The organism is Gloeobacter kilaueensis JS1 (genome assembly GCF_000484535.1).
GTDB classification, from domain to species: Bacteria; Cyanobacteriota; Cyanobacteriia; order Gloeobacterales; family Gloeobacteraceae; genus Gloeobacter; species Gloeobacter kilaueensis.
On the sequence record NC_022600.1, the window covers coordinates 904602 to 927507 of the forward strand.

34 protein-coding genes are annotated in these 22906 nt (G+C 59.9%); 31 read left to right on the forward strand and 3 right to left on the reverse strand.

Annotation, left to right across the window (positions count from 1 at the left end; genetic code table 11):
• The first annotated feature begins 110 nt into the window (after positions 1–110).
• Together GKIL_RS04185 and GKIL_RS04190 are read left to right on the forward strand one after the other, a co-directional pair.
• On the forward strand, positions 111–494 hold the full coding sequence (locus GKIL_RS04185; RefSeq protein WP_023172165.1) for a hypothetical protein: 384 nt from the start codon (positions 111–113) through the stop codon (positions 492–494).
• Positions 491–805: a helix-turn-helix domain-containing protein gene (locus tag GKIL_RS04190; RefSeq protein ID WP_023172166.1), complete on the forward strand. Its 315-nt coding sequence runs from the start codon at positions 491–493 to the stop codon at positions 803–805. The genes GKIL_RS04185 and GKIL_RS04190 overlap by 4 nt, the downstream gene beginning before the upstream one ends.
• Positions 806–1173: 368 nt before the next feature.
• Here the strand turns inward: GKIL_RS04190 and GKIL_RS04195 are convergent, their stop codons facing one another.
• Complete coding sequence (locus GKIL_RS04195; RefSeq protein ID WP_041243710.1) at positions 1174–1554, reverse strand: hypothetical protein; 381 nt, start codon at positions 1552–1554, stop codon at positions 1174–1176.
• A 219-nt stretch (positions 1555–1773) separates the two neighbouring features.
• Entirely contained in the window at positions 1774–2427 is a 654-nt protein-coding gene (locus tag GKIL_RS04200) for a helix-turn-helix domain-containing protein (RefSeq protein ID WP_023172168.1), read from the reverse strand.
• Positions 2428–2436: 9 nt separating this feature from the next.
• On the opposite strand from GKIL_RS04200, the gene GKIL_RS24525 reads away from it, so the two are divergent.
• The 15 genes from GKIL_RS24525 to GKIL_RS04280 all read left to right on the forward strand — a co-directional run bounded on the left by GKIL_RS24525 (position 2437) and on the right by GKIL_RS04280 (position 10200).
• Complete coding sequence (locus GKIL_RS24525) at positions 2437–2733, forward strand: hypothetical protein (RefSeq protein ID WP_144080313.1); 297 nt, start codon at positions 2437–2439, stop codon at positions 2731–2733.
• 128 nt (positions 2734–2861) lie between these two features.
• Positions 2862–3152, forward strand: a complete 291-nt coding sequence (locus tag GKIL_RS24530; RefSeq protein ID WP_144080314.1) for a hypothetical protein — start codon at positions 2862–2864, stop codon at positions 3150–3152.
• The gene (locus tag GKIL_RS22280) at positions 3149–3748 is read left to right on the forward strand and encodes a pentapeptide repeat-containing protein (protein WP_023172172.1); all 600 of its coding nucleotides are present in this window, start codon (positions 3149–3151) and stop codon (positions 3746–3748) included. Before GKIL_RS24530 ends, GKIL_RS22280 begins: the two co-directional genes overlap by 4 nt.
• Positions 3745–3975, forward strand: coding sequence for a hypothetical protein (locus GKIL_RS04215; RefSeq protein WP_023172174.1), 231 nt, complete (start codon positions 3745–3747; stop codon positions 3973–3975). The genes GKIL_RS22280 and GKIL_RS04215 overlap by 4 nt, the downstream gene beginning before the upstream one ends.
• Positions 3972–4190 carry a hypothetical protein gene (locus GKIL_RS04220; RefSeq protein ID WP_023172175.1) on the forward strand — a complete coding sequence of 73 codons (219 nt, stop codon included), beginning with the start codon at positions 3972–3974 and terminating at the stop codon, positions 4188–4190. The genes GKIL_RS04215 and GKIL_RS04220 overlap by 4 nt, the downstream gene beginning before the upstream one ends.
• Positions 4177–4704: a putative metallopeptidase gene (locus GKIL_RS04225; protein WP_023172176.1), complete on the forward strand. Its 528-nt coding sequence runs from the start codon at positions 4177–4179 to the stop codon at positions 4702–4704. The genes GKIL_RS04220 and GKIL_RS04225 overlap by 14 nt, the downstream gene beginning before the upstream one ends.
• Entirely contained in the window at positions 4697–5020 is a 324-nt protein-coding gene (locus GKIL_RS04230) for a hypothetical protein (protein ID WP_023172177.1), read from the forward strand. The genes GKIL_RS04225 and GKIL_RS04230 overlap by 8 nt, the downstream gene beginning before the upstream one ends.
• Positions 5017–5217, forward strand: coding sequence for a hypothetical protein (locus GKIL_RS04235; RefSeq protein ID WP_023172178.1), 201 nt, complete (start codon positions 5017–5019; stop codon positions 5215–5217). The genes GKIL_RS04230 and GKIL_RS04235 overlap by 4 nt, the downstream gene beginning before the upstream one ends.
• On the forward strand, positions 5214–5573 hold the full coding sequence (locus tag GKIL_RS04240; protein WP_023172179.1) for a hypothetical protein: 360 nt from the start codon (positions 5214–5216) through the stop codon (positions 5571–5573). The genes GKIL_RS04235 and GKIL_RS04240 overlap by 4 nt, the downstream gene beginning before the upstream one ends.
• Positions 5560–5895 carry a hypothetical protein gene (locus GKIL_RS04245; RefSeq protein ID WP_023172180.1) on the forward strand — a complete coding sequence of 112 codons (336 nt, stop codon included), beginning with the start codon at positions 5560–5562 and terminating at the stop codon, positions 5893–5895. Before GKIL_RS04240 ends, GKIL_RS04245 begins: the two co-directional genes overlap by 14 nt.
• Positions 5885–6094: a hypothetical protein gene (locus tag GKIL_RS04250; protein WP_023172181.1), complete on the forward strand. Its 210-nt coding sequence runs from the start codon at positions 5885–5887 to the stop codon at positions 6092–6094. The genes GKIL_RS04245 and GKIL_RS04250 overlap by 11 nt, the downstream gene beginning before the upstream one ends.
• Positions 6095–6543: 449 nt before the next feature.
• The gene (locus tag GKIL_RS04265; RefSeq protein ID WP_023172182.1) at positions 6544–8073 is read left to right on the forward strand and encodes a KOW motif-containing protein; all 1530 of its coding nucleotides are present in this window, start codon (positions 6544–6546) and stop codon (positions 8071–8073) included.
• Entirely contained in the window at positions 8070–9104 is a 1035-nt protein-coding gene (locus GKIL_RS22285) for a DNA cytosine methyltransferase (protein ID WP_023172183.1), read from the forward strand. Before GKIL_RS04265 ends, GKIL_RS22285 begins: the two co-directional genes overlap by 4 nt.
• On the forward strand, positions 9101–9925 hold the full coding sequence (locus GKIL_RS04275; protein WP_023172184.1) for a DNA adenine methylase: 825 nt from the start codon (positions 9101–9103) through the stop codon (positions 9923–9925). Before GKIL_RS22285 ends, GKIL_RS04275 begins: the two co-directional genes overlap by 4 nt.
• On the forward strand, positions 9922–10200 hold the full coding sequence (locus GKIL_RS04280; RefSeq protein WP_023172185.1) for a hypothetical protein: 279 nt from the start codon (positions 9922–9924) through the stop codon (positions 10198–10200). The genes GKIL_RS04275 and GKIL_RS04280 overlap by 4 nt, the downstream gene beginning before the upstream one ends.
• Positions 10201–10245: 45 nt before the next feature.
• Here the strand turns inward: GKIL_RS04280 and GKIL_RS25185 are convergent, their stop codons facing one another.
• On the reverse strand, positions 10246–10404 hold the full coding sequence (locus tag GKIL_RS25185) for a hypothetical protein (RefSeq protein ID WP_187293883.1): 159 nt from the start codon (positions 10402–10404) through the stop codon (positions 10246–10248).
• 81 nt (positions 10405–10485) lie between these two features.
• Here GKIL_RS25185 and GKIL_RS23305 point away from each other — a divergent pair, with 81 nt between their 5' ends.
• The 14 genes from GKIL_RS23305 to GKIL_RS04340 all read left to right on the forward strand — a co-directional run bounded on the left by GKIL_RS23305 (position 10486) and on the right by GKIL_RS04340 (position 22904).
• Positions 10486–10752, forward strand: coding sequence for a helix-turn-helix domain-containing protein (locus GKIL_RS23305; RefSeq protein ID WP_071824781.1), 267 nt, complete (start codon positions 10486–10488; stop codon positions 10750–10752).
• Positions 10703–11680 carry a hypothetical protein gene (locus GKIL_RS24535; protein WP_023172187.1) on the forward strand — a complete coding sequence of 326 codons (978 nt, stop codon included), beginning with the start codon at positions 10703–10705 and terminating at the stop codon, positions 11678–11680. The genes GKIL_RS23305 and GKIL_RS24535 overlap by 50 nt, the downstream gene beginning before the upstream one ends.
• Positions 11673–12374, forward strand: coding sequence for a hypothetical protein (locus GKIL_RS22290; RefSeq protein WP_023172188.1), 702 nt, complete (start codon positions 11673–11675; stop codon positions 12372–12374). Before GKIL_RS24535 ends, GKIL_RS22290 begins: the two co-directional genes overlap by 8 nt.
• Positions 12364–12588, forward strand: coding sequence for a hypothetical protein (locus GKIL_RS04295; RefSeq protein WP_023172189.1), 225 nt, complete (start codon positions 12364–12366; stop codon positions 12586–12588). Before GKIL_RS22290 ends, GKIL_RS04295 begins: the two co-directional genes overlap by 11 nt.
• Positions 12581–12796 carry a hypothetical protein gene (locus GKIL_RS22295; protein ID WP_023172190.1) on the forward strand — a complete coding sequence of 72 codons (216 nt, stop codon included), beginning with the start codon at positions 12581–12583 and terminating at the stop codon, positions 12794–12796. The genes GKIL_RS04295 and GKIL_RS22295 overlap by 8 nt, the downstream gene beginning before the upstream one ends.
• Positions 12793–13269, forward strand: coding sequence for a hypothetical protein (locus tag GKIL_RS04300; RefSeq protein WP_023172191.1), 477 nt, complete (start codon positions 12793–12795; stop codon positions 13267–13269). The genes GKIL_RS22295 and GKIL_RS04300 overlap by 4 nt, the downstream gene beginning before the upstream one ends.
• Positions 13270–13741: 472 nt before the next feature.
• Positions 13742–14038 carry a hypothetical protein gene (locus tag GKIL_RS04305; protein WP_041243713.1) on the forward strand — a complete coding sequence of 99 codons (297 nt, stop codon included), beginning with the start codon at positions 13742–13744 and terminating at the stop codon, positions 14036–14038.
• Positions 14019–15932 (forward strand): phage terminase large subunit family protein, encoded by a 1914-nt coding sequence (locus GKIL_RS04310; RefSeq protein ID WP_187293884.1) that lies wholly within the window; start codon positions 14019–14021, stop codon positions 15930–15932. Before GKIL_RS04305 ends, GKIL_RS04310 begins: the two co-directional genes overlap by 20 nt.
• A gap of 46 nt (positions 15933–15978) precedes the next feature.
• Positions 15979–16581, forward strand: a complete 603-nt coding sequence (locus GKIL_RS04315; protein ID WP_144080315.1) for a hypothetical protein — start codon at positions 15979–15981, stop codon at positions 16579–16581.
• 53 nt (positions 16582–16634) lie between these two features.
• Positions 16635–18206 carry a phage portal protein gene (locus GKIL_RS04320; RefSeq protein WP_071824857.1) on the forward strand — a complete coding sequence of 524 codons (1572 nt, stop codon included), beginning with the start codon at positions 16635–16637 and terminating at the stop codon, positions 18204–18206.
• Entirely contained in the window at positions 18193–20328 is a 2136-nt protein-coding gene (locus tag GKIL_RS04325; protein WP_023172197.1) for a phage major capsid protein, read from the forward strand. Before GKIL_RS04320 ends, GKIL_RS04325 begins: the two co-directional genes overlap by 14 nt.
• A gap of 30 nt (positions 20329–20358) precedes the next feature.
• Complete coding sequence (locus GKIL_RS04330; protein WP_023172198.1) at positions 20359–20547, forward strand: hypothetical protein; 189 nt, start codon at positions 20359–20361, stop codon at positions 20545–20547.
• Positions 20548–20550: 3 nt separating this feature from the next.
• On the forward strand, positions 20551–20835 hold the full coding sequence (locus GKIL_RS04335) for a hypothetical protein (RefSeq protein ID WP_023172199.1): 285 nt from the start codon (positions 20551–20553) through the stop codon (positions 20833–20835).
• 8 nt (positions 20836–20843) lie between these two features.
• Positions 20844–22904: a hypothetical protein gene (locus tag GKIL_RS04340; RefSeq protein ID WP_144080316.1), complete on the forward strand. Its 2061-nt coding sequence runs from the start codon at positions 20844–20846 to the stop codon at positions 22902–22904.
• Positions 22905–22906 lie beyond the last annotated feature (2 nt).

Below are 22906 nucleotides of genomic sequence, written 5' to 3' on the forward strand. Positions count from 1 at the left end.
CAGCGAGTCAAAACCCGACCAAATCTTTCAAAAATTACTATTGACTTTTAATCCTTTAGCAAGTTACTATCAAGGTATCAAAAGGATTGAAATAGCAAAGGAGAAAGCAAATGACCGTGATCAAGCAAGCAGACGGCAGCATCAGGATTTCCGAAATCGTCACCAAACCAAACGGTTCAGATAGCAGCTATCTTGCTGTTGGAATATTCCAGACAAAAACCGATGAGTTTGGCGACATTAGCACTGAATTTAAGCGGCTGGGGTATCCCGACAAAATGGAATCGCAAGGTATCCGTGCAAAGAAAATCGTAGACGGAAAGTACGGATCGGCGCAACAGTCGATCCAATGGACAATTCTGATGAGTCCCGCCGCCGCTCAAAAGTATTCCATCGCTCTTGTCCGCACTGGTAGCGGATATGGCGGACGTCGTCCAGGGGGTACGGAAATCGTTTGGGAGCCCGGGCAGACCCAAAACGTCATAAATTTGGCATGAACGATCGCACTTTTGCGACGATGAGGGCCGTGGCGCAAGCCATCCGCGCCAACCCCGGCAATCCGGGCTTTGAGGATCTGGGCAGGCGTAACAGCAAAGTGCCTAGGCGGGTTCTGGCGGCCCTCAAGCTCTGCCAAGATAAACCGCAAACCGCCCTCACCCTGGCTTTGGAGTTGGGGGTGAGCGAAGATTATGCCCGCGCCATTCTCCGGGCACTTCGAGAAGCCGGGCTGGTTGATACCGCCGACGCGCCGCCGGATCTGCGAGGCAAGATCGGCAGACCACCAAAAGCAAGCGCACAGCCCGAGTAGCGCCGGGCAAGCGGAACTGGCGCGGCGACGACGCATAATCCCCGCCAGCCGCCGCTACTATCCTTGTAACTTGAAAGGCTCTCCCCGGTTCGACCCCCTCGCGCCGGGGTTTTACTTTGTGCGCTTCTTGTCCCTGCTGCGCGGATCTTCATCGGCGACGGCGGGAACCGGCGGCGGTTGCGGTGGCTTCCCATTGCTATACCCCGGACACTGCGGAGCCTCCCCGCCAGGCCGTGAGTACGCAGATCTGGCCCCACAGCGATGGCCCCGAGCGTCGAGGTCGTCGGGGCAGAGGCAGCGGGCGCTGGCGGCGTGAGGCAGAAGAAAAACGGCTGCGACAAAGAAGAGAACAGCGGAGAACATTATTTTCATTTCCCAGACCTTGCGGCAATATCGTTCGCGATCGCAGCCTCGTCGTAGACAGTAGGCACGCCGCCCTTTCTGTCGTAGCTGTAGTAAAATCGCCCGACTTCAAGCGCGAATACCCTGGCCTCGGTGGACTCAGGGTGCCTCTCTAGGATGCGCAACGCAGCCTTATATACTCTGCTGCGTTCTGGTCCTCCGATCGCCTCTGCCTGTACTCGCAGCAAGTTGAGCCCTGGCGCTAAATCAGATAGAGCTACATCTCCTTTTTCAAGCTTTGCTATAAAATCTTGAACTGCCGGGGTTTTTGCTGGTGGCTCAAAAATTATAAAAGCTGCTGCAACAACTATCAGGCCAACAATCACAATGGTCGCAAACAGAGCCATAGAGCCGTGATCTGGGATAGGAGCAGAAGCACTCTACATCGATTTCTCCCCTGTTTGGGGGGATAGACCTAAGTTTATAGAATCTTCATAGACGGTGAAATCCCGTTGCGGCTAAGCACATGAACAAATGAGCATTTTTTGAGCAAAAAACGAACATGGACATGCGTTCATGCTCTCAGGCAAAATGTCCTCAGTTTTGTTCTGCCTATCACGTCCCTTTCAGTTTTCAGGTGTTTCATGCTCAGCCGCACTCAGCACCCTAGGTTCCGCGCCAGAAAAGTACACAATAAGCGTCTCCTTTACAGACGATTTCATGGATGTAATGTCCACCCTAGCTGGTCTCGCTTCTACAGGCAATTGATAAGTCGCCTTACATATATCAAAATATCTTTGGGTAAGATCTCTGTCGATTCCGTCGATTCTGTCAATTTGTTCTACGCGATTGCGAACGCTCCGTGCTTTGTATGGTGCCGATTCACCTTCTTCATCCGAAAAAACGTCTTCCTGGTCAAGGTTGGTGGCACCAGAATCATCCCAGGCTGTTAGATTTTTGACATCCAGACCTTTGATCAGCTCCGCTGCGGTCGTTTTATAAAGACTGGCGATAGCTATAAGAGCATCAAATGGAAACGGGAATTTGCCTGACAAGTAATTCGTCAGAGTTGGGCGCTTAATGCCTGTTTCTCTTGCTACATGAGCAACAGTGTGCTTAGCAGCGCGCATTAATGCCTTTACTCTCTGAATCAATATTTTGCCTGACTCCGCCGAGGACGGCGAAACAGCATGGGGCTGATCAGGCAGATTATTGACAGGATGTTCGATTTCTGACATCATGAGCTTGCTGGTTATCCAAGTTACCAGTAAGCGTAACATCGGCAGCTTATGCAAACGAAGATCAGCCTTTCATTGCCGCCTGTAGATGGGCCTTTCATTAAGGCCGAGCTTTCGCGCCGCAATGTCGAACTTCAAGACATTGCGGCTGCGGTTGGCGTCTCGGCGACGATTGTCAGCTTGGTCATTTCAGGCCACCGCAGTTCAAAGCGGGTAGCGCAAGCTATTGCAGCCGCTGCTGGGGTGCCTGTTGAGAAGGTCATCGCGCTTAGAAAATCAAAAGCTCAGGCTCCCTCTACCAAAGTTGCGCCTGAGCCAGTGACCACTACTACGAGGTCAACCACATGATACCGCATTCAAAAGCCTCAGCAGCGGGCCGACCCGCTCTGGGGGGAGTGGAAGTTGCTTGCGGGGCGCACCCTCTACGCGCCCCTCTTTTTCCCGCCCCCAGATCTGCCGAATATCTCGAAGCCAAGGTGCTCGAACTTGAGCACGAGCTCGCCGCTGCCTACCGCCAGATTGGCGGCCTGCAGGATCATATCCGCGCCCTCGAGGCCGAGGCCGATCAGCGCAACGCTCTGATCTTCCGCCAGGCCGCGCTGCACTTTGCTGCCCAGCGCGTCATTGCCTGCTGGGAAGAGCAGGGTGGCGGCGAAGAGCAGGAGGTCCGCCTCGCTATGGCCCTCAACTGGCTCCGCGAGGCTCTGGCTGGGAGGCCCGCGCCGAGGTACCTGCCCGCTGAGTGGCTGAAGGGAGGTGCGGCGTGACACCAGAAGCACTGCAAAAAATCCTCGCGGATCACCTCGAATGGATCGGGTCGCTCGGCGAGCGCGGCACCAGGGCCAACCTGTACGGGGCCAACCTGACGAGGGCCAACCTGTACGGGGCCAACCTGACGAGGGCCAACCTGGAGGGGGCCAACCTGTACGGGGCCAAGCTGACGAGGGCCAACCTGTACGGGGCCAACCTGGAGGGGGCCAACCTGACGAGGGCCAACCTGTACGGGGCCAACCTGACGAGGGCCAGCCTGGAGGGGGCCAACCTGGAGGGGGCCAAGCTGGGCAAGGAAACGAAAATCTCACCCGAGACACGTCTGCCCACCGGCGAACTCTGGAGCGAGTACCTGGCCGAAGTTGTGCCCGCGCTTTGCACCGCCGGGGGCCGGAAACTTGAGGAAGTGGCGGGCCATTGGGACTGCCACACCTGGGAGAACTGCCCGATGGCTGCCGCGTTCGGCGTGCAAGGAATTGAAGAAATTCCGCTTCTGTTTCGCCCGCGCGCTCAGCAGTTCGTGCCACTGTTCGACGCCGGGCTAATTCCGTGCCCAGTTGCCAGGTCCGAGGCGGCGGAGGTGCAGCCGTGAGCAAATTGCACCCCGAAGTTGTTGGCTGTCCTTTTCAGCAAGCCCCGGCTTTCAGCTATTGGCGCTACAGCCCCAGCCGCTCTGCTGTGCCGGTGCTGGTTGTGGCGCTGCTCGGTTCTGAGCGTGCTCAGGTCCGGCTTCTGGAGAATCCCTGGCCGGGCACGCTGGGAGACTTTATCCACGTCCGCACCATCCTGCGCAGCCAGCTGCAAAGGGGGCGCTCATGAACGAACACGCCCCCCCCGCACTGCTTCTTGCCAGCAGCGAGCGGCTTTTTCTCGAAGTCACCGAGCCGCTGGATCAACTGATCGCCCTCAAGCTGGCCGGGATTGTCCGCCAGCTGGTGAGCGTGGCCTACTCGATGGGCCATGCCGACGGCGGTCAAGCGCCCCAGCCGTGTACCGCCTGCCCGGCAAAAGGAGGTAGCGATGCCCAGGATTGAACTGCCCTTTGGCGGCGATCTGACCATTCCAGTGCCGCCACCGCAAGAAGAGGAGCGGGCCGCCGCCGATCTGCAAGATACCCGCGACTATTACCTGGCCGATCAGGAGGCGCACGATCTGGCGGACAAGCTGATCTTCAGCTGCTTCGAGCTGGTCCACCTGCGCAATGTGCCGATTCGCATTCTCATGCGGCGACCTGAGCGCTCAAGCAAAGGGCGGCTCACGATGGGCAGCGCCCATAAAGCGAGCCCTCGCGATCAGGCCCTGCACGGCTGCACTTTTGTGATCGTGCTGTGGGAGAAGTTTTGGAAGGGGGAGCCTCGCAAGCACGAGGCTTTGTTGTTCCACGAACTTTGCCACTGCTGGGTTGACGAAGAGGGCAAAGCGAAGCTCGTCGGCCACGACATCGAGGAGCACTACGCTGTCATCCGCCGTTACGGGGACTGGCAGGGCGAGGTTGAAGACGTTGCTCGGCAGCTCAGCCTCTTTGGCAAGGGAGGCAGCGATGAGTGATAACCCGCCCCGCACCCACAACGGCGACCAGTTGCCCGTCCGCTATGAGGGCGGCAAACCGGAGAGCCGACCCGCCGCCGTAGGTGGCAGCAGTTGGGTTGAAGTCGATCTCTGCACAGCTGCTGGGATCAAGATTGGCACCTGCAGGATGCCTGAAATTGAGTCGCTGAAGAGCGCGATTGCAACTCAGAACGGCGTTTTCATCTACGACGAAGAGTCAGATCGCTACTTGAAGGTGCCTACTTACTGGCCTGCTCCGAGCCAGTTGCACTTCAACTTTGCTGCTGGCGACTCGCCGCGTGGAGGTAGCTCATGAGCAAGATCGCCGTATTACACGCGCGGATCAAGGAGGCAGCCTGGGAGCCTCGCCCAGGCTGCCGGGTCGCCGTCGCCATTGTCCAGGCCGACGATTCACTGCTCCAGATTCTGCCTCTGGAGAGCCCTTACGGCGACGGCTACGAGCGCCGATGGGTGCCTGCTTCCTCAATCACCCTTCTGGAGGTGCGGCCATGATCGCAGGAGCACCTCGCCGGGGGCCGGGCAGGCCGCGCAAGAGCCAGCCACTGGCAGCTATAAAGGCAGTCATTGGTGATGGCGTCGGCACCCTGCCGCCTCTGGACAGGCGCTGGATCGGGGCCGCAGCAGCCTCTGCTGCCCTGGATATGAGCGCCCGGCTGTTGCGCACCTGGGCGGCCAACCCCAGTGCCTACGGCCTCACCTACGGCGTCCATTACCGGGATCTGGCTGGCCCTGCCTCGCGCCGCGCCAGCTACCAGTTCTGTGTCGAAGAGATCCGCGCTCTCATCTCGCGCCCTCCCTGTCTGCGCGATGCGGCCCGTGGGCAGGGGGGTGGCGATGTCAGCCACTAAAGCTAAAGCGTGCCTCGGGCCCTATCTGCAGGGGCTGGGCGCAACTGGCCGTCTTCTCGCGGATCGGTGCTTCGGGCGCTGCTGGGCGGCTGAGCAGCAGCTGTTTGCACTGAGGGCCGACGCTCTTACCCAGGCCAGTCTCAACGTTATTAGCTATCACGTAGGCGATCTGAAGGCCATCGCGTCGGAATGGGTGATCTGCTCCACCGACGAAGAGCGGGCCGATCGACTGGAGCTGATCCAGGAGGTCGCCGATCGCTGCGAGCTGGCGATCAGAGGCTGGCTGGCCTACGAGTTGGAGCATCGCTGCAATGAAAGGTAGCGCTGCAGGGGCGATCCGCTGTCCGGGCTGCGGGTGCCGCCTGAATAGCTGCATTCGCGCCACCAGAGGCAAGGAAGGGCTGCTGTCTGGCCACATATGCTTCCAGTGCCACCGCTTCTTTTTGCTCCTCAATACAGATCACCTTGCGCAGGGCGCAGCCCAGGAGGCGAGCGAGTGGGACGGCGAGCAGTTGATCTAACTGGCCGGACTTTCGGCCAGCTTGTGGCCCTGCAGCCCGCTGGATGCGCCGGGCGAGGGCTATACAGGGTACCCCTTTGGGAGTGCCGCTGCCTCTGTGGCCAACTCGCCACAGTCCGATCAACCTATCTGAACGCTGGCCGGACACGTTCGTGCGGCTGCCTGCGGGTAGAGCACGGGCGCAGATTGGGCCAGAGCAATCGAAAGCTATCTGGGAGGGCACTCTGATGCCCATTCGAGCAATGGAGCTGGCAGGCCAGACTTTCACTCGCTGGACAGTGCTGAGCCGGTACGACGGGCCGCGCCTGCTCTGCGGGCCAATCTATTGGGTCTGCCGCTGCGAGTGCGGCAATGTTCGAGCCGTCGAGCAGTGCTCTTTGAGAGCTGGGAAATCCCGCTCTTGCGGTTGCCTGCGGCGGGAACTACTCATGAATCGGGGAAACAATACTCATGACGACTGAATTGCAATTGCATGATTTTCAGGCAGGTCAATCTGTCTGGATAACCAGTGACAGGCTCGGCTACCAGGGCCAGAGCGCTGTGATTTTGGCTGTTGAAGGCAACGAAATCACCGTCAAACAAGGTGACGGTCGAGAGCGCTTGTACAAACCTGAAGAACTGGCTTTCCAGGCGCAGCCAGAGGCATCATTACCGCCCCTATTTACGCCTGGGCAACGGGTGCGCGTCGTATCTGGCGACCGGGCGGGCAAATCGGGCGTTGTCACCACGATTTCTTCAAGCGGAATTGTGCGTGTGCGCGGCGACGAGCAGACCGCTGGACCACCGTGGGCGATTGGCGCGCACCATCTTGAGGCGATGGCAGCTGAGGAGGAGGCGACTCCCGCCCCGCCGTCGAACGAGGCACAAAATACCGAAGAAGAGCCGTTGAAGCCCGGCGATTGCGTGAGCGGGCCTCTATTTGAGTGCGGCCAGGTGCGCTTTGTGGGCACTGACGACGATGGGCCGTGGGCCGATGTGCGCTGGGTGGCCGACTCGCGGATCAAGAGCGCCAAGTTTCCGCAAGCCCAGCTGAAAAAGCTCGAAGACGGCGCTTTTGAGGCTCCCTCCGGCTTGCCGCAGCCATTCCGCCCTGCGCGGAACTTCAAAGCTCTCGATTGGGTGGGCACGCCGAATGGCCCGGCTTTGATCACAGAGGTTAAGCCTGCGATCGGCGACTGGCTTTATGCAGCACAGGTGGGCGGCGAGGATGGCTCGGTCGTCTATTTTTATCAGACGACCGGCGGCTTAAAGAAGTGCGATCCACCGCCGGTGGCCGCCGAACAACGTTACGAGCCGGACCTATTTGCCAAGATCCTGGCGCGGGACGGCTCTCCTGTTGAGGAGGGCCAATCTCCCCCGCTGAAGGGAGGGCCAATCTCCCCCGCCGAGGGGAGCGCAGCCCCGCTTCCCCCAGCCATGCCCTTCAGCGATCAACTCTCTGATTGCTTTGTTCCGCCGCCTGTTGAGGCGTTCCCTGAAGAGCGCCAGGCCCACCACCAGGCCCGCGATAAACAGTTCGGCGAACTGCTGGCGGCTGAGCCTAAGTGTCCTCATTGCGGCGCGCCTGCAATTGTCAGCCGCGGCCCCAACTGCTGGTGCTGCAACCTGCCGTTGGAAGGCAAGGACGATTCCGAGGGAGAGACTCCTCCTGCCGCTGCAGCGACTTCGCAGGCTAGGGATCTGTTCTCGCTGCTATCTGCTGCCACTCGTGAGGCGGTGCGCGTAATGGCTCTGCTGGAGGATGAGCGGCAGGCAAAGCACCGAGCAGCGGATGTGCAGGCCATTGCCTCTCAGAAGGCGCTTGAGGAGGTGCGGCAGTTGCGCGAACGGCTGGCCCGAGCAGATCGCCTCAAGGCCGCCGCCGCCGCTTTCAGGACCGCCATTGCAGCACCCGTATCGACCGACAGGGTGAACGAAATCATGCGCGCTCAGCACGAGCTGCTGGCCGCTGCGCTTGAGTGTGAGGAGGGCGAGGGGTGAAGCCTTGCACCTTTGGCAGTCTATTTTCTGGCGGGGGCCTAGTGGACCTCGGAGCGGTGGCGGCTGGGTTGCAGCCTCGGTGGGCGATCGAGATCGATCCAGCAGTAGCAGGCGTATTTCGAGCCAACCACAACACCCCGCTCATTGAGGGCGATGTAGCGGCGATCGACCCGAACGATCTCGATCCTGTCGAAGTTCTTTGGGCCTCGCCTCCATGCCAGGCGTTTAGCCAGGCGCGCAATCAGTCGCTGCCGCAGCGAACCGACGCCGATCTTGGTCTTCACATTCTCCGCTACACCGCAGTCCTCCGACCCCGCCTAGTGGTCGTTGAGAACGTGCCCGCCTACCAGCACAGCGACCAACTGGCGCAGATAGTCGCGGGCCTCTGGGAGCAGAGCTATTTTGTGTGTCACCAGCTGCTGAATGCCAGCTGGTTCGGCACCCCTCAGACTCGCCATCGCCTTATCCTTCGAGCCTTTCGCGGCAGCCTCGTTCCTGAACTGCGCACTTCGGCGGCGAAAGCGGGCTGGTGGTCAGCGGTTGCAGATCTGGCCGATTCCTTTCCGCCCTCTCAGCTCGCACCGTGGCAGTTGAAGAAGCTCTTTCCGCTGGAACATTTTCTAGGAGAGGCAAACACACTGATTCGCGGCTGTGGCCCCAACCAGCGTGGGCCGTGGACTGTTGGAGCCGGGCGATCGGCTCCAACAGTGATTGCTTGCGCTGATAAAATCACTCTTCGCGCCTGGCTCGTCGATGGGCAGTTCAACGGCAGCCCCGACCAACGCGACCGACCGCCTACGGTGCGCAGAGGAGACGAGCCCGCCTACACGATTACGAGTAGCGGGGCGCTTCGCCCCGCTAGAGCCTGCCTGGATGGCCGTGTAGTTGCCCTAACTACCAGAGCGCTCGCACGGTTTCAGGATCTGCCCGACACCTATCAGTTGCCAGCGAACAAAACCCTGGCCTGCAAGGTGATTGGCAATGGCGTGCCTGTGCGAATGGCTGCAGCAATTTTGCGGGGGATGGCATGATTACCCGCCCCGCACTCCGTTGGTACGGTTCCAAATGGCGGCTGGCGCGCTGGATCATTTCTCACATGCCGCCGCACACCCGCTACGTTGAGCCTTTTGCAGGCAGTCTCGCTGTCCTTCTGCAGAAGCCGCCGGTGAGGTGTGAGGTTGTCAGTGACCTCGACGAGGAAGTCTGCAACTTTTTTGCGGTCCTTCGGGATCAGTTCGTAGAGCTGATCCGCGTCATTCGCCTGACACCTTACCACCGGTTGGAGTTCGAGCGGGCCTGGTTGTCAGTACCAGCCGCCGATCCGATTGAACGGGCCCGCCGGTTCTACGTGCGCAGCTGGCAGGGCCAAAGCGGCCCGACCGGCAAGTACATGCCAGGGTGGCGCAGCAATCCGGACGGCAAGCGCAGTGTAGATCCCGTGCGTGACTTTCTCAATGACAGCCATTTGATGGCCGTTGCTCGTCGATTGCGCCTCGTTCACTGGGAAACTCGGCCTGCGATCGAGACCATTCAGCGATGGGGCGGGGCAAATCAGACGCTCATCTACTGCGATCCGCCCTATCTCGGCAACCGCAAAGCGAACGATGAGTACGCCCACACGATGAGCGAGGCTGATCACATTCGTCTGTTTGAGCAGCTCGAAATGATGGATGCGACGGCCATAGTCAGCCATGCGCCATGCCCGCTGTACGACGAACTGTATGCCAGCTGGACTCGTTTCGGTAAGGCTGCGCAGACAAGAGCCGGCAAGCCCAGTCTTGAGTGCATTTGGATTTCACCTGCCGCCACCGCCGCTGCTGGTGGGCTGCTGAAGCTGGAGGTGGGCCGGTGAGCAAAACCCTTCTCGAATCTTTCACCGCAGCTCAGCGCGAATGGTTGCGCGATCACGTCGCCTTTTACACCTACAAGTTGCCTCGCCAAGAGCTGATCCAACGAGTTGAGCGGATCGCCCGCGAAGCTCGCACGTTGCAGGCCAGGCTGACAGATAAGCCGCAAGTGCAGGCTGAAGTGCTCGCCAACATGAAAATGGCGCTATCGATACTTGAAACCCTGGGCTACACGGTCGGCCCAGGCAATACTTTACAGGAGCGTGAATCATGCCAATGAATCGCGCCTTGTATCCGATAAATTGGGACGAGATAGCAACAGCTATCAAGGCGGCGGCGGATTGGCGATGCGCTCACTGTGGTAAGCAGTGCCGACGCCCTGGCGAGAAGTTCGACACTCATCGCCGCACAGCAACAACCGCCCACCTAAATCACAATCCGGCGGACTGTAGAGCGAGCAATCTGCGATGCCTTTGCGCGCCATGCCACTTGGCATACGACGCAGAGCATCACAAGAAAAACGCGGCCCTGACGCGGCTTGCGCGACAACAAAAGGAGCAAAACAGTGTACGGACTTGATAGGCAAATCATGAAAGAAGGGCTGCTGATTCTATCAATTTTGGCGCTGGCAACCGGCCCCAGATCCACCGCTGAAATCGTCAGGAACGCTGGGCTGAATCTGCCCAGCGGCTCACGACATCTCAACAATCTGGCAACGCACGGCTATGTTGTGTGTTGCGGAATCGTGGGTCGGAAACCTCAACAAACCTGGCAGATAAGTGATGCTGGCCGTGAGCGGCTGGCAAAAGGGAAAAACAATGAGTCGTTATAGATGGCTGAAGCTTCACCACGACATAATTGCTGACATAAAACTCAGGCGATTTAGCCCTGCTGAGAAGTGGGCATGGGTCGTGATTCTTTGTCTTGCGAGCCAATCGACTAAGAGGGGAATAGTTACGGCAGATCCTGAAGATGTTGCCGAAGCTTGCGAATTCAATAATTTTCAAGATTGGCTTTATTTTCGAGACAAGCTCGTAGCGAAGGGCATGGTCGAATTAACCTCGGACGGGTTACTTGTTTGCAATTTTGCCGAGCGGCAGTACGACAATCCCTCAGACGCGCCGGACGAGACACGCGAACGGAAGGCGCGACAAAGAGCCAGGGAAAAAGCTGCACAAGCTCAGGCCGAAAAAGCAGGTGTCACGAGCAGTCACGAGCAGTCACGAGGATGTCACGAGGATGTCACGACACAGATAAGAGGAGAAGAGAATAGATCAGAAGAGAAAAGAGAAGAGAAGAATTTAGAACCCCCCAACCCCCCCGCCGGCGGGGGGCACGAGGCGCAAAAAAAAGCCGAGCCTGCTACAGCAAAGCGCTCGAAACCTCGGCCCGACAGCGCAGACGGGATTGAGCTACCCGAAAGCCTGGAATCTCCGCAACTGCGGCAAGCGCTCGGAGAGTGGCTTGAGCACAAGCGACAAATTCGCGACCCACTTCGAGAGCTCGGAATTGCAAAATTAATCAAACGCCTTGCAGTGCTTGGGATTGAGCGCTCTGTAGCAGCGATTGATTACTCGATTGCGAACGGCTGGAAAGGGGTTTTTGAAGAGAAAAATTCCGCCGTCGCTCCCAAGTTTGGCAAAGTTGCACAATTTAAGTCAGCAGAGGAAAAGCGCCGCGAACAGCTCGAAGCCTGGGCGCGCGGCGAACCGCTGCAACACGAAGAACCGTTCATCGACGTGGAGGCAAATCATGCGTGAGAGCGAGAAATCGAGATTTTTGCACTGCCTCGACGGCGTGATGGCTGCGACGGGCAGACCTCTCAACCCTGCTGCTGTTCCGGTGTGGTGGGCCGTTCTTGAACCTTTTGCGCTTGAGGGCGTCGAAGCGGCCCTTTACGCCTGGGCCGCCAAAGAGCAAAAGGCTCCTGTGCCCGCCGACATAGCCAGGATGCTCTCAGCCGAACTGGCGGACGGATGGCCGGGGGCTGACGAAGCTTGGGCCTTGCTTCCGCTCAGCGAATACGACTCCGGCCTGCTCACCGACGAAGCGGCTGAGGCGATGGGCGTTGCCTTGCCGCTTGCTTATCGAGGCGACGAGACAGGCGCTCGGATGGCTTTTAGGGACGCCTACAATCGCTGCCGGGATGCGGCGATTGCGGCAGGCAAGAGGCCGCGCTGGTTTTTCACTTGCGGCATGGACCCCACTAGGCGCGCCCCAGTGTTACTCGATGCCGTGCGCAAGAGGCGGCTGCCCCTGGATCATTGCCTGCAGTTTTTGCCCGGCGACCATGCGCCCGAACTGCTTCGCGCCCTGGGCGTGGCGAGGCACCCGCTTCTTGTCGAGCACGAGCAGGCAGGCATCGAGAGGCTGCGCCGGATGTTGGATGCCGCTTGGCCTAAAGAGTTGCCTGCCGCCGATAACGATGAGCTGGAGGGCGAGGATGAAGATTGAGCCCGACCGCGAAGTGGCGCTGAACGCCTTTCAGGCTGGCCTGCAACAGGCAATTGACGCCGCCACGCTTGACAGCAAGATTCGGATACAGCGCTTTGCAAGAAGGCTGTGCCTGCGCAAAGAGGTCACGCCCGAAGAGCGCCGTCGGGAACGCTCAAGAGAAGCGGCTGCGGATTGGTTGAAGCTTTCGCCGCAGGTGTTGGGCAATGAGTGATATTGCCCACCAGGTGGCCGCCATCGATGTCGAGGCCGCCCGTGCTGGGTTCAGCAGATACGAGCTGCGCCTGCTCGTCTGGGGCCGCTACAACGCTGTCCGCAGGGCTGAACTCACTCCCGACGAGTTGGTGGACTTGCTTGAACACCTGCAACAGTTGCCCACACGATTACCTGCAAACAAACTTTTAACGGGAGCAGCAAGATGAAAACGAAACAAGAAGCCAAGGAAGCTCTGATGCTTGCTGGCTGGAGCGAAGAAGAGATCGAATCGGTTGGCATTGTCTTGCCGCCGCCATCACCAACTATCAATCCTGAAGATTTGCAAACCTGCCCAGACAGGATGCAGAGCTTTGGCCCACAGCGCCGCGAAGAGAACCTGGATCACTGGGCAAAACGAGGAGCCGATCGCGTTTGTTCTTACTGCGGCAGCATGCACCCGGATGAGTTCGTCGCCTTTTTGCGCCGCGCCGCAGATCCGGCTCAACCCGATCGGCTCGGATTGACGGACAAGAATTACAAGCTCTACGTCCACAGGCCCGGTGTCAGCAACGCCGGTCAGGGCGCAATCAAGTTCTATAAATGGCACCTTGCTCCAGAAGGCCAAGAGCTGGAGGAGCTGGAGGCTTTATTCAAGGCAGCCGTGCAGCAATCGCGTATTAAATACGGGGGCATCGCATGAGCACTGGAGAGATCGACTTCAAGCGGCTGCGGCCAAAGGTGAGCAAAATGGCTGAAACCCAGTCAGGAAGCGGGTTTCAGCTTTTTGGGCGGGTCGGCGCGGGTCCTTCCGGGGCCAAAAGACAGTGCGGGTATGGGCTGCCCAACTTTTCGCTAGTTACAGCCTTTTAAGACCCGACATGCCGCTGCAACGTTCGTAAAGACTAGATAAGGGTAATTACTGTTAGATAAAGGGCAATTAAGTAAGTAAGGCAGGTTGCAAGGTGTTGAGCGATAGAGTACGTGCAATTGAGCTAGGCGAATATCTTGGACCAATCAGCGAAAGAACGGTTCGCGATTGGGCTAGTCGGGGCATTATTCCAAGAGCCAGCGGTGGGCGCTACAGCATAAAAGCCTGCACATGCTCGGCAATTGCCCATTTTCAGGAAGAGGCAAAGCGGGCGTCGAGCGGCCTCAGTGACGACAACGAGGACATGCAGGCTGCCCTCCTGGCTGCAAAGCTGCGGATAGCTGAAGCCACTGCGGAGCAAGAAGAGGCTGCTGTAGCCGCTGCTCGCGGTCGGCTGCTGCCTGCAGGCGAGGTGATTGCCGAGGGAGCAAAGATGGTTGCAGCGTTTCGCGCCCGTTTGCTGAGCCTGCCCACCACTGCAGCGCCCCAGGTGGTCGAGTTGTCGGCCCCTGAAGCAGAAGCCCTGCTACGTTCGCTCGTCTACGAAGCGCTGGCCGAACTGGCGGCCTATGATCCGGGCGATGCCGACAGCAATTCGTGAAGCGATAAGGCAAATCGCCGCCGCCGCCGCACCGCCGCCGGATCTGAAGATTTCCGAATGGGCAGATACCTACCGGGTTATCCCAGAAGGAGCTGCGATGCCGGGCCGGTGGCGAACCAGCCGCACGCCCTACCTGCGCGAGCCGATGGACGCGCTCACGGATCCGCTTGTCGAAGAGCTGGTCATTATGGCGGGCAGTCAGGTAGGCAAGACGGAACTCACCCTGAACGTGCTGGGCTACTTCATTCACCAGGATCCGAGCCCCATTCTCTACATGGAGCCCACGGTAGAAATGGCGGAGAACTTTTCTAAAACTCGGCTGGCTCCAACCATTCGCGACACCGCCGTATTGGCATCGCGCATTGCGGATCCGAAAAGTCGCGACTCTGGTAACACTACGCTTCTCAAGAACTTTGCCGGGGGCTATTTGGCTTTGATTGGCTCCAACAGCCCCGCCCAGGCGGCAAGCCGACCGATACGAATACTTCTCGCCGACGAGGTGGATCGCTTCAGCGACTCGGCAGGCACCGAAGGCGATCCGGTGGATCTGGGCATCCAGCGGCAAGACACTTTCTTCAACCGCAAGCGTGGGCTCATCAGCACGCCTACTGTGCGCGATGTGAGCCGCATCGAAGCCGCCTTTCTGGCGAGCGACCAGCGGCGCTACTTTTGCCCGTGCCCAGTCTGCGGCGAATTTCAGCTGCTCCAGTTTCAATACCTGCGGTGGGATGCCGGGCGGCCCGAGAGTGCCTACTACCTGTGCGAGCATTGCGGGGCGAAGCTTTCTACCGCTCAGAAAAACCAGATGGTACGTGCTGGCCAGTGGCGAGCGACGGCTACACCGAAACCCGGCTCCGAGCGCTCGCGAGGCTATCACCTCTGGGCCATCTACAGCCCCTGGATCTCGCTGCAGTTGATTGTCGAGAAATTTCTCAAGGCAAAAGACGATCCTGAGCGATTGAAAGTCTTCACCAACACTGTGCTGGCGGAAACCTTCGACACCGCCGGGGGGCAGAAGATTGACTATCAAAAGCTGGCCGATCGATCGAACTACGGGCCTAGGGGCAGCAATGGTCAGCCCGCTCGTGAGTTCGTCTACGGGCTCGAAGGGGGCAAAGCCCCTGCCGCCGGGGTGCTGTTTTTGAGCGGCGGCGTCGATGTGCAAGACGATCGCCTGGAGGTGATCTTGAGAGGCTGGGGCCGGGGTGAACAATCCTGGCTTTGTTGGTACCAGCAGATCTGGGGCGATCCGCGCATGGTCTCGACCTGGGAGGCGCTTGACGAGGTGGTAGGTAGCACCTGGCGGCACCCTCACGGCGTCGATCTTCGCGTCGAAGCGGTCGGGGTGGATAGTGGCCATCTCACGCAGTACGTCTACGCCTACGTGCGTGGTGCGGCCCATCGAGGAGTGTTTGCGGTGAAAGGCATGGGCACGCCCACCGATCGCCCGATCCTGGGCACACCCACCTGGCAGGACATCGATCACGAAGGCAGGAAGATTAAAAACGGTGTGCAGCTCTGGTCTGTGGGCACCCACCAGGCCAACAGTCTCATCTATTCCCGGCTGGCGCTGCCGTACCCCGGCGACGGCTACTATCATTTCCCGGCGGGCCTTGAAGAGCCATTTTGGGAAGGGCTGTGTTCTGAAAAATTGATTACTGAGTATCGGGCCGGAGTAGCAACCCAGCGCTACGTGCCCATCGCCGGAAGAAAGCGCAACGAGCCCTTGGACTGCGAGCGCTACGCCCTCGCCGCTGCACTGAAGCTGGGCCTCGCCCGCGCTCCCTGGGACAAGCTCGAAGAACGGGTGAAGCCGAAAGAGCAAAAACCCACCACCGCCCGCGCAACTGCTGCAACTGGCCGCCAGTCCGGCAACTGGCTTACGGATTACTGAGCGGTTGCCCCCGTGATCGCAAAGTTTGAGCTGCAGCTGCAAAAAATTGGGAAGATTCGAGCGCCCGCCTGTGCAGCTACCCAACCCGATCAACCAAGGCAGCACCTACACCTGGCTCGACAGCCTCGTGGACTATCCCGCCAACCAGGGATGGGTGCTCACGTACTACTTTCGAGGCGGCGGCAGCGCTCTTAATCTTCCGGCGATCGCGAGCGGCGCAGATTTTCAGTCCAGCCTGACATCGGCGCAGACTGCTGGCCTCGCCGCCGGGCAGATCTACTGGCAGGCGAAGGTACAGCAGGGCAGCCAGATCGTCACTGTGGGCAGTGGTGCCATCACCGTAATCCTGGACCTCGCCGCTGCACCGCCCACCTACGACGGGCAGACACCAGCGCAGGCCCAGCTCGCCGCTGCCGAGGCTGCCATCCAGCGCCGGCTCAGTGGCCAGGACGTCGAAGAATACACCGTTGAGGGCCGGTCCCTGCGTCGCATGTCGCTCATGAGCTTGATCGACCTGCGCGACCGGTTGCGTCTCGAAGTCGAGCGCGAGTCTGCAGCCGACTCGATCGCCAACGGCCAGGGCGATCCGCGAGTGCTGGGCGTGATGTTTGGTCCGCCCATCGCTGGCGCTGGCGGAGGGTGCTACTGATGGGGCTCATTGCCTTTTTGCCCAGCGCCACGGATAGCGCCAGGGAGCGAGAGATGGCTCGCCGTGCCCGCGCTTCCGCGAAAGAGCGAGAATCGGCAGTTGCCACCGAGAGCCAGTATCGGCAGTTTGCCGCCGCGTTGCTCGACCGCACGACCAGTGACTGGATACCGTATGGCACCAGCGCCGATGCGGAGCTATTCACTTCGCTGGTGCGGATGCGGAGTCGGGCCCGGCAGCAGGTGCGCGACAACCCCTATGCGCGGGGCGCTGTGCGCACCATCGTGCAAAACGTGGTGGGGTTGAACGTTGGCTTTCAGTCGCGGGTGATGATGCTGCGCGGCGGGAAGTTGGACGACGGCACCAACGCCCGCATCGAGAAAGCCTGGAATCGGTGGTGCAAGAAGAAGTACTGCTCAGCCAACGGTAAGCACTCCTTTGCGTCGATGCTGCGGCTGGCTGTGGGCCGGGTGGCTGTCGATGGCGAGGTGATCGTCCGATTTCGCAGAAAAGCTTTCTCAGGCTCGACCATTCCGCTCGCTTTGCAGGTCATCGAGTCCGACCAGCTTGCCGAGGATTACAACCGCACTGCGCCCGGCACCGGCAACCCGATCAGGATGGGCGTCGAGGTCGATGCCGACGAGCGGCCTGTCGCTTACTGGATTCGCCCCAACCATCCGGGCGATTATCAGTTTGTCACCGGTGGCGGCAGCATTCAGCCAGTGCGCATTCCGGCAGAAGAGATCCTGCACCTGGCGGTGTTCGATCGGGCCGGGCAGACACGCGCCGAATCCTGGTTCTGTGCGGCACTCCTGCGCCTGAAGCAGATGAGCAGCTACGAGGATGCGGAGATTATCCGCGCTCGCGCTGCGGCCTGCAGGATGGGCTTTCTCAAGACCACAGGCGGATCGTCGGCTTTCGCAGACCTCGAGACCACCACCGGTAAGCCCACCGTCGATCCAGCAGACGGTGTGACCCGGCAGGTGCGCTTTGCCCCCGGCCAGTTCTGGCAGCTGCAGCCGAATGAAGAAGTGGATATCCCCGCCAGTCCGCCTCCTGGCGATGGTGGCGATCCGTTTTTGCGCATGATGCTGCGCTCGATTGCCACGTCGATTGGCATAAGCTACGCCACCTTCGCGAACGATCACGGCCAGAGCAATTTCTCTTCTTCGAGGCTGTCGCTCCTCGATGACCGCGACAACTGGCGGGTGATTCAGGCGTGGCTTATCGAGAATCTGATTCAGCCCATCTTTGAGCGCTGGCTTGACACCGCCGTGCTCTACAGCGCGCTGGATCTGCCTAATTATTTTGCAGACCCCGAGCGCTACTCAGATTGCCGCTGGAAGCCTCGCGGCTGGGCGTGGATCGACCCGCTGAAGGATGTACAGAGTGCCATCCTTGCGGTGAACGCGGGCCTTGACACTCTCACCAATCAGATCACCCAAAACGGCGGCGACGTGGAAGACCTGTTCAAGGAGCGGCGCATCGAGCTGGACCTTGCTGAGCAGTATCGGATTCCGCTCGCTGCCGATACGCGGGTGACGAACAACACCGCCGCCGTCGATCCGTCCGCCACCGCCGATTCAAACAACACCGCCGCCGGAGACAACACCAATGCCCAGCAGTAACCTCACGCGCATCCCCGCTCAGGGTAAGCGAGTTTTCACCCTGCAGCGCATGAAAAAACCGATGCGCGCTGACGAGCTGGCGATGCTCACATCCGAGGCGCTGGCGCTGGATCTGCAAGAAGACTCACCCGGCGAGATAGAGGCCCAGGCCGAAGAATCGAACGAGTACACCTTCAGCTTCAGTTCCGAGGAGCCCTACGAGCGCTGGTGGGGCACCGAGGTGCTAAGCCACGCACCAGGCGCTGTGAACCTCGATCGCCTCAATAACGGCGCGGCCTTCGTGTTCAATCACGACCCCGATCAGTTCTTGGGCTGTGTCGAAGCGGCAGCGGTGGGGGCCGACCGGCGCGGCTACTGCACGACTCGCTTTTCTGGCGAAGAGATGCCCCAGCTCCGCCGCCGCCAGGTGGACGAGGGCACCCTCAGAAACGTGTCGGTCTACTACACGATCGATGAAGTGATGGACATGGGCGACGGGCTTTTCGTTGTCACTCGCTGGACGCCCATCCATGTCACCCTCTGCTCGGACGCTGCCGATTACACCGTAGGCATGGGCCGCTCGCTTGAAAGTGGCGAGACTCGGACGATTGAGGTAAAGAAGGCCGAAAGCGCAACCTCGGATTGCTCACGCACGGAAAGTTTGGAGCCAACTCCCAAAACTGGAGGTATATCGATCATCGCCAACACCTCAAAGGAGCAAATTGCCGTGGCACCCACCGATGCCGAAGAGCGCACTGCAGAACAAATTGAGGCGGATCGCGTTGCTGGTATCCGGCAATTGTGCGAGCGCTTCGACGATGGCAAGAATGGCATGAAAGGCTACGCCGATATTTTGGTGAAGCTGGGTAGCACCCCGGCGGAGGCCCGCGAGGCCGTGAGATTGCGCCTCGAAGCCCGTGAGCAGACCCCGATTCAGACTTTCAACGCCCTGGGCCTGAGCGAGGCGGAGCAGCGGCGCTACTCGATCGCCCGCGCAATGCTGGCCCAGATGGAAGGGCGCTTTGAGCGCGACGCAGCTTTTGAGCACGAGTGTCACGTCGAGCTTGAAAAAGTTGCCCAGAAGGCAGGCATCCAGCGCCGGGGCGGCGTGCTTGTTCCTGTAGGCGATCTGAGATCGAACATCGCCAGCTACAGGCCGCAACCTGGCATGGATCTGGCCACCACGATGCGCGTCGAGGAGATGCGCGCCTACATGGAAGCGCAGTACCGCGCCCAGTACGCAGCCACCGCCGGAGCGTCCACCGGCGGCAACCTCGTCTACACCGAAGGGATGCCCCTCATCGAATTGCTGCGTCCGATCGCTCAGATCATGGGGATGGGGCCGCGCATCATGACGGGCTTGATGTCGAACTTGCAAATCCCTCGCCAGATTTCCGGTTCGACAGGCTACTGGGTGCTTGAAGATGGCTCAATCACCGAATCTGAAGCGACCTTCGACAACATCACCCTCACTCCTAAAACCGCTGGGGCGATGTCCGCCTACACCCGGCAGTTTCTTTTGCAGGCGACCCAGATCCCATCGGTCGAAGAATTTATCCGCACCGACTTGGCGCTGGGCTTAGCGCTCACCATCGACAAAGCAGCCATAAATGGTGCGGGCTCCGGCGGCGTGCCGCTGGGCATCCTCAACGCTTCAGGCGTGGGTTCTGTCGTGCTCGGCACCAACGGAGGCACGATCGACTGGCCTGCAACGGTGAGCTTCCAGACCAAAGTCGCGAACGCGAACGCCTCGGCGTTAGGCGGCCTCGCCTGGCTCACCAACCCAAACGTGATGGGCAAGCTCAAAACTACGCTCAAGGCCGCCGCCGCCGGATCTGACTTTATCTGGATGGATGGCCCGGCAGGCGATGCGGGCATGGGCATGGTCAATGGCTACATGGCCAAGGTAAGCACCCAGGTGCCGAACAACCTCACCAAGGGCACTGGTACCAACTTGAGCGCTGCCATCTTTGGTGCCTGGAGCCAGATGTTGATGGGCTTCTGGAGCATTGCCGAATTTCTATCCGACCCCTACAAAAAATTTGACACGGGCGGCGTGCGGGTGAGGGTGTTCCAGACGGTGGACCTGGCCTACCGCCACCCCGACGCCTTTGCCGTTGCCACCGACATCATCACGACCTGATCCTGAAGCAACATCTACGGAGACGTTCTCATGACCGCCTACCGCATCCGCGATCCTTTCTTTGTCTACCTCGAACAGCCCGGCAAGCCGACCAAGGTCTACGGGCCGGGCGAGGAAGTGGACCTCACTCCCGAGCAGTTCGCAGCCCACGAGCACAAGCTTGAAGCCGTGGCCCCGCCCGCGCCCAAGGACAAGGGCACCGGCAAGACGGAGGGCTGATAGGTGCCGAGTCTCTACGACGCGCCCTACACCGAGTTTTCGGCTGACACCGTGCTGACGCTCTCGAAGGCGGCAGGCGGTGGTGCAGGCGGCGTGCTCATGCAAGCCATCGGCGGCAATTTCCGCGCTCGCATCGACGGCCAGAACCCCGCCAGCGCTTCGGGCTTTCAGATCACACCGGCGATGGGCCTGGTCGAATTTGGCTTTGATTCGCTGCCCCAGGGCGCTCTCAAGGTGATTCGAGAGGCGGCGGGCACCGGCACTCTGGCCTACAACTACACGAGGTAGGCGAGGCGGTGGCCAGGCGCGGGCGGGCGATTCGTAGCAGCTTCCCGGCTCTGAGTTCAGGGGCGGCGAGCGCGCTCTTGTCGCTTCTGTCTACCTCGCCTGTTGGCGCATCGGCTCAGCAGACCCAGAACAAAACTGCCGGGGCCAACACCTCGGGCTTTACTCCAGTTGCCTATCCGGGCACGGCTGTAGCCATGAGCGGCGCAAACATGGATCGCCTGGCTTCTGCCAGCGTCGCCGGGGCCAATCTGATTCCTTATTCTTCTACCGCCGCCGCCGCTCTGCAGCGCCTTCCGGCCAGCGCCCAATCAGGCCAGCTTGTGGCAACGCCACAGGCAGGTTCCGGCAGCCCCCAGTCGCCAGCGCTGCCAGAATTTGTGATCACCCCAGCCTCGATCGCGGCAGCCATAGACTACTCACTCAATGGCACCACGCCCCCGGCGGGCAGCGGCAACCTCAAAACCAACAAGGGCGCGGCTTTTTGGATCTGGGCAAAAGATATTTCAGGCACTGAGTACGACATTGCCCAGAACTATCTGAGCAGCACCACCAGCCTCGCCGCCATCACGATCGCAAGCTGCACTAAATCGCATTTTACGCTTGCATTTATAAAGTTTATTTGCAAGGGCGGATTTAATGGCGGTGTACCGCCCACCTCGTCGGATCAGATAGATCAGATTTTGAACCAAAAAGCAGGGCAGTGGCTGGCCCGCTTTCCAGGAGCGGTAAACGGCAATCGATGGCTTACTTCAGCTGGCCTTAAAGACATCACTCTTGGGCAGTTGACAGGGAACGACAACGCTCTTGAAACCGGCTACACCAATTCGAGTAACGTATCCACGCAGCTGGGCGGCGGCGGCGCGCAGGTCTCGATGCTGAGCATGGTCAACATCGCTCGCTGGGACTCGAACTACACCCCCGGCCAGTACACAGATCTGACCTGGAAGTACACGCCGGTTGGCTTTCAGCTGGCGGCGGCGGCGATGTATGTCGCGCTGGGCGACCTGATTGCAAGTGATCCAGCCAACTGGAGCCAGTACAGCGAATCGGTGACGCCCAATCCGACCGGCAGCCCGGTGCAGGGATATCAGCCGGGCGATGCTCGCGATCGGATTGGCAAGTTTTCGTTTATCGAGATTGAGCAACCCCTGGGCCTTACCTACGATCTTTGGGCAACAGCCTTCGATTGGACCTTTGACACGACGAACGGCTATCAGCAAGGAACGGCCAGCCTATCGCTCGATTGCGCAGGCGGCCTGCAGCTGGTGCCAGCAAAATTTCTGGAAGTGGGCAAGCTGATTGCCAGAAACGGCCAGAACGCCGCTGGGCAGCAGATTCTACCCATTTTTGCAATCGACAATCTGTACACAGGTGAACCTTATGCCGATGGCAGCCGTTCCGATGCCTACAGCCGGGGCGGATACATCGGCAAGATCACTTCAAAAACTTCGCAGCTGCAGGCGTGTTACAACGACAACCGCCCCTTTGAGTGGTTCCAGTTCTACGGCTCGGGCGGTTCTTTCGGTAACTTCTGGTGGGCGGTTCGATCGGCTGGGCTGGTAATTCTGCGCACCGGCAATCAATCCGGCACGATCACCTACGACACTTTTATCTATTTTTTACTGGGGCTGCCTGCCATCACCGGCACCTCAGCGCCCAACGGCGCGCCAGGCGATACGGTCACGATCTACGCCTATGGGCTCTGGGATCTGCCAAGCGGCCAGACATCGATTGCCTCAATCAAATTTGGCGGCGTGCCTGTGGCGGTTGTGCCCAACGCCGATCCAGGCGGTGGCTCAGTGACGGTGGTTATTCCCGCCGGGGCAGCCAGCGGCCCCATCGTGATCGCTCTCAAAGATGGCCCGACTGGTACTTCGCCTTTCAATTTCACGATCACCGGCTCTGGCGGCAGCGGTGGCAGCGGCATCACCGACAGTTCCGGCGGCAACCTCACCGACAGTAGCGGCAACTCGATAACCGACGTACCGACACCGCCTGCCGCCCAGGCGCTCACCGACGACCTGGGCGGCACCCTCACCGACGACCAGGCGCAAACAATCACCGAATAGGA

Excerpts from the sequence above, each read along its gene's own strand:
- GKIL_RS04330 (WP_023172198.1), top strand. The coding sequence starts at position 20,359 with ATGACCGCCTACCGCATCCGCGATCCTTTCTTTGTCTACCTCGAACAG.
- GKIL_RS04320 (WP_071824857.1), top strand. The coding sequence starts at position 16,635 with ATGGCTCGCCGTGCCCGCGCTTCCGCGAAAGAGCGAGAATCGGCAGTT.
- GKIL_RS04225 (WP_023172176.1), top strand. The coding sequence starts at position 4,177 with ATGCCCAGGATTGAACTGCCCTTTGGCGGCGATCTGACCATTCCAGTG.
- GKIL_RS04305 (WP_041243713.1), top strand. The coding sequence starts at position 13,742 with ATGCAGGCTGCCCTCCTGGCTGCAAAGCTGCGGATAGCTGAAGCCACT.
- GKIL_RS04265 (WP_023172182.1), top strand. The coding sequence starts at position 6,544 with ATGACGACTGAATTGCAATTGCATGATTTTCAGGCAGGTCAATCTGTC.
- GKIL_RS04310 (WP_187293884.1), top strand. The coding sequence starts at position 14,019 with ATGCCGACAGCAATTCGTGAAGCGATAAGGCAAATCGCCGCCGCCGCC.
- GKIL_RS04220 (WP_023172175.1), top strand. The coding sequence starts at position 3,972 with ATGAACGAACACGCCCCCCCCGCACTGCTTCTTGCCAGCAGCGAGCGG.
- GKIL_RS04275 (WP_023172184.1), top strand. The coding sequence starts at position 9,101 with ATGATTACCCGCCCCGCACTCCGTTGGTACGGTTCCAAATGGCGGCTG.
- GKIL_RS22290 (WP_023172188.1), top strand. The coding sequence starts at position 11,673 with ATGCGTGAGAGCGAGAAATCGAGATTTTTGCACTGCCTCGACGGCGTG.
- GKIL_RS22295 (WP_023172190.1), top strand. The coding sequence starts at position 12,581 with ATGAGTGATATTGCCCACCAGGTGGCCGCCATCGATGTCGAGGCCGCC.
- GKIL_RS04250 (WP_023172181.1), top strand. The coding sequence starts at position 5,885 with ATGAAAGGTAGCGCTGCAGGGGCGATCCGCTGTCCGGGCTGCGGGTGC.
- GKIL_RS04230 (WP_023172177.1), top strand. The coding sequence starts at position 4,697 with ATGAGTGATAACCCGCCCCGCACCCACAACGGCGACCAGTTGCCCGTC.
- GKIL_RS04235 (WP_023172178.1), top strand. The coding sequence starts at position 5,017 with ATGAGCAAGATCGCCGTATTACACGCGCGGATCAAGGAGGCAGCCTGG.
- GKIL_RS04300 (WP_023172191.1), top strand. The coding sequence starts at position 12,793 with ATGAAAACGAAACAAGAAGCCAAGGAAGCTCTGATGCTTGCTGGCTGG.
- GKIL_RS04245 (WP_023172180.1), top strand. The coding sequence starts at position 5,560 with ATGTCAGCCACTAAAGCTAAAGCGTGCCTCGGGCCCTATCTGCAGGGG.
- GKIL_RS25185 (WP_187293883.1), bottom strand. The coding sequence starts at position 10,404 with ATGGCGCGCAAAGGCATCGCAGATTGCTCGCTCTACAGTCCGCCGGAT.
- GKIL_RS04185 (WP_023172165.1), top strand. The coding sequence starts at position 111 with ATGACCGTGATCAAGCAAGCAGACGGCAGCATCAGGATTTCCGAAATC.
- GKIL_RS04200 (WP_023172168.1), bottom strand. The coding sequence starts at position 2,427 with ATGTTACGCTTACTGGTAACTTGGATAACCAGCAAGCTCATGATGTCA.
- GKIL_RS24535 (WP_023172187.1), top strand. The coding sequence starts at position 10,703 with ATGCTGGCCGTGAGCGGCTGGCAAAAGGGAAAAACAATGAGTCGTTAT.
- GKIL_RS04190 (WP_023172166.1), top strand. The coding sequence starts at position 491 with ATGAACGATCGCACTTTTGCGACGATGAGGGCCGTGGCGCAAGCCATC.
- GKIL_RS04195 (WP_041243710.1), bottom strand. The coding sequence starts at position 1,554 with ATGGCTCTGTTTGCGACCATTGTGATTGTTGGCCTGATAGTTGTTGCA.
- GKIL_RS04325 (WP_023172197.1), top strand. The coding sequence starts at position 18,193 with ATGCCCAGCAGTAACCTCACGCGCATCCCCGCTCAGGGTAAGCGAGTT.
- GKIL_RS24525 (WP_144080313.1), top strand. The coding sequence starts at position 2,437 with ATGCAAACGAAGATCAGCCTTTCATTGCCGCCTGTAGATGGGCCTTTC.
- GKIL_RS04240 (WP_023172179.1), top strand. The coding sequence starts at position 5,214 with ATGATCGCAGGAGCACCTCGCCGGGGGCCGGGCAGGCCGCGCAAGAGC.
- GKIL_RS04295 (WP_023172189.1), top strand. The coding sequence starts at position 12,364 with ATGAAGATTGAGCCCGACCGCGAAGTGGCGCTGAACGCCTTTCAGGCT.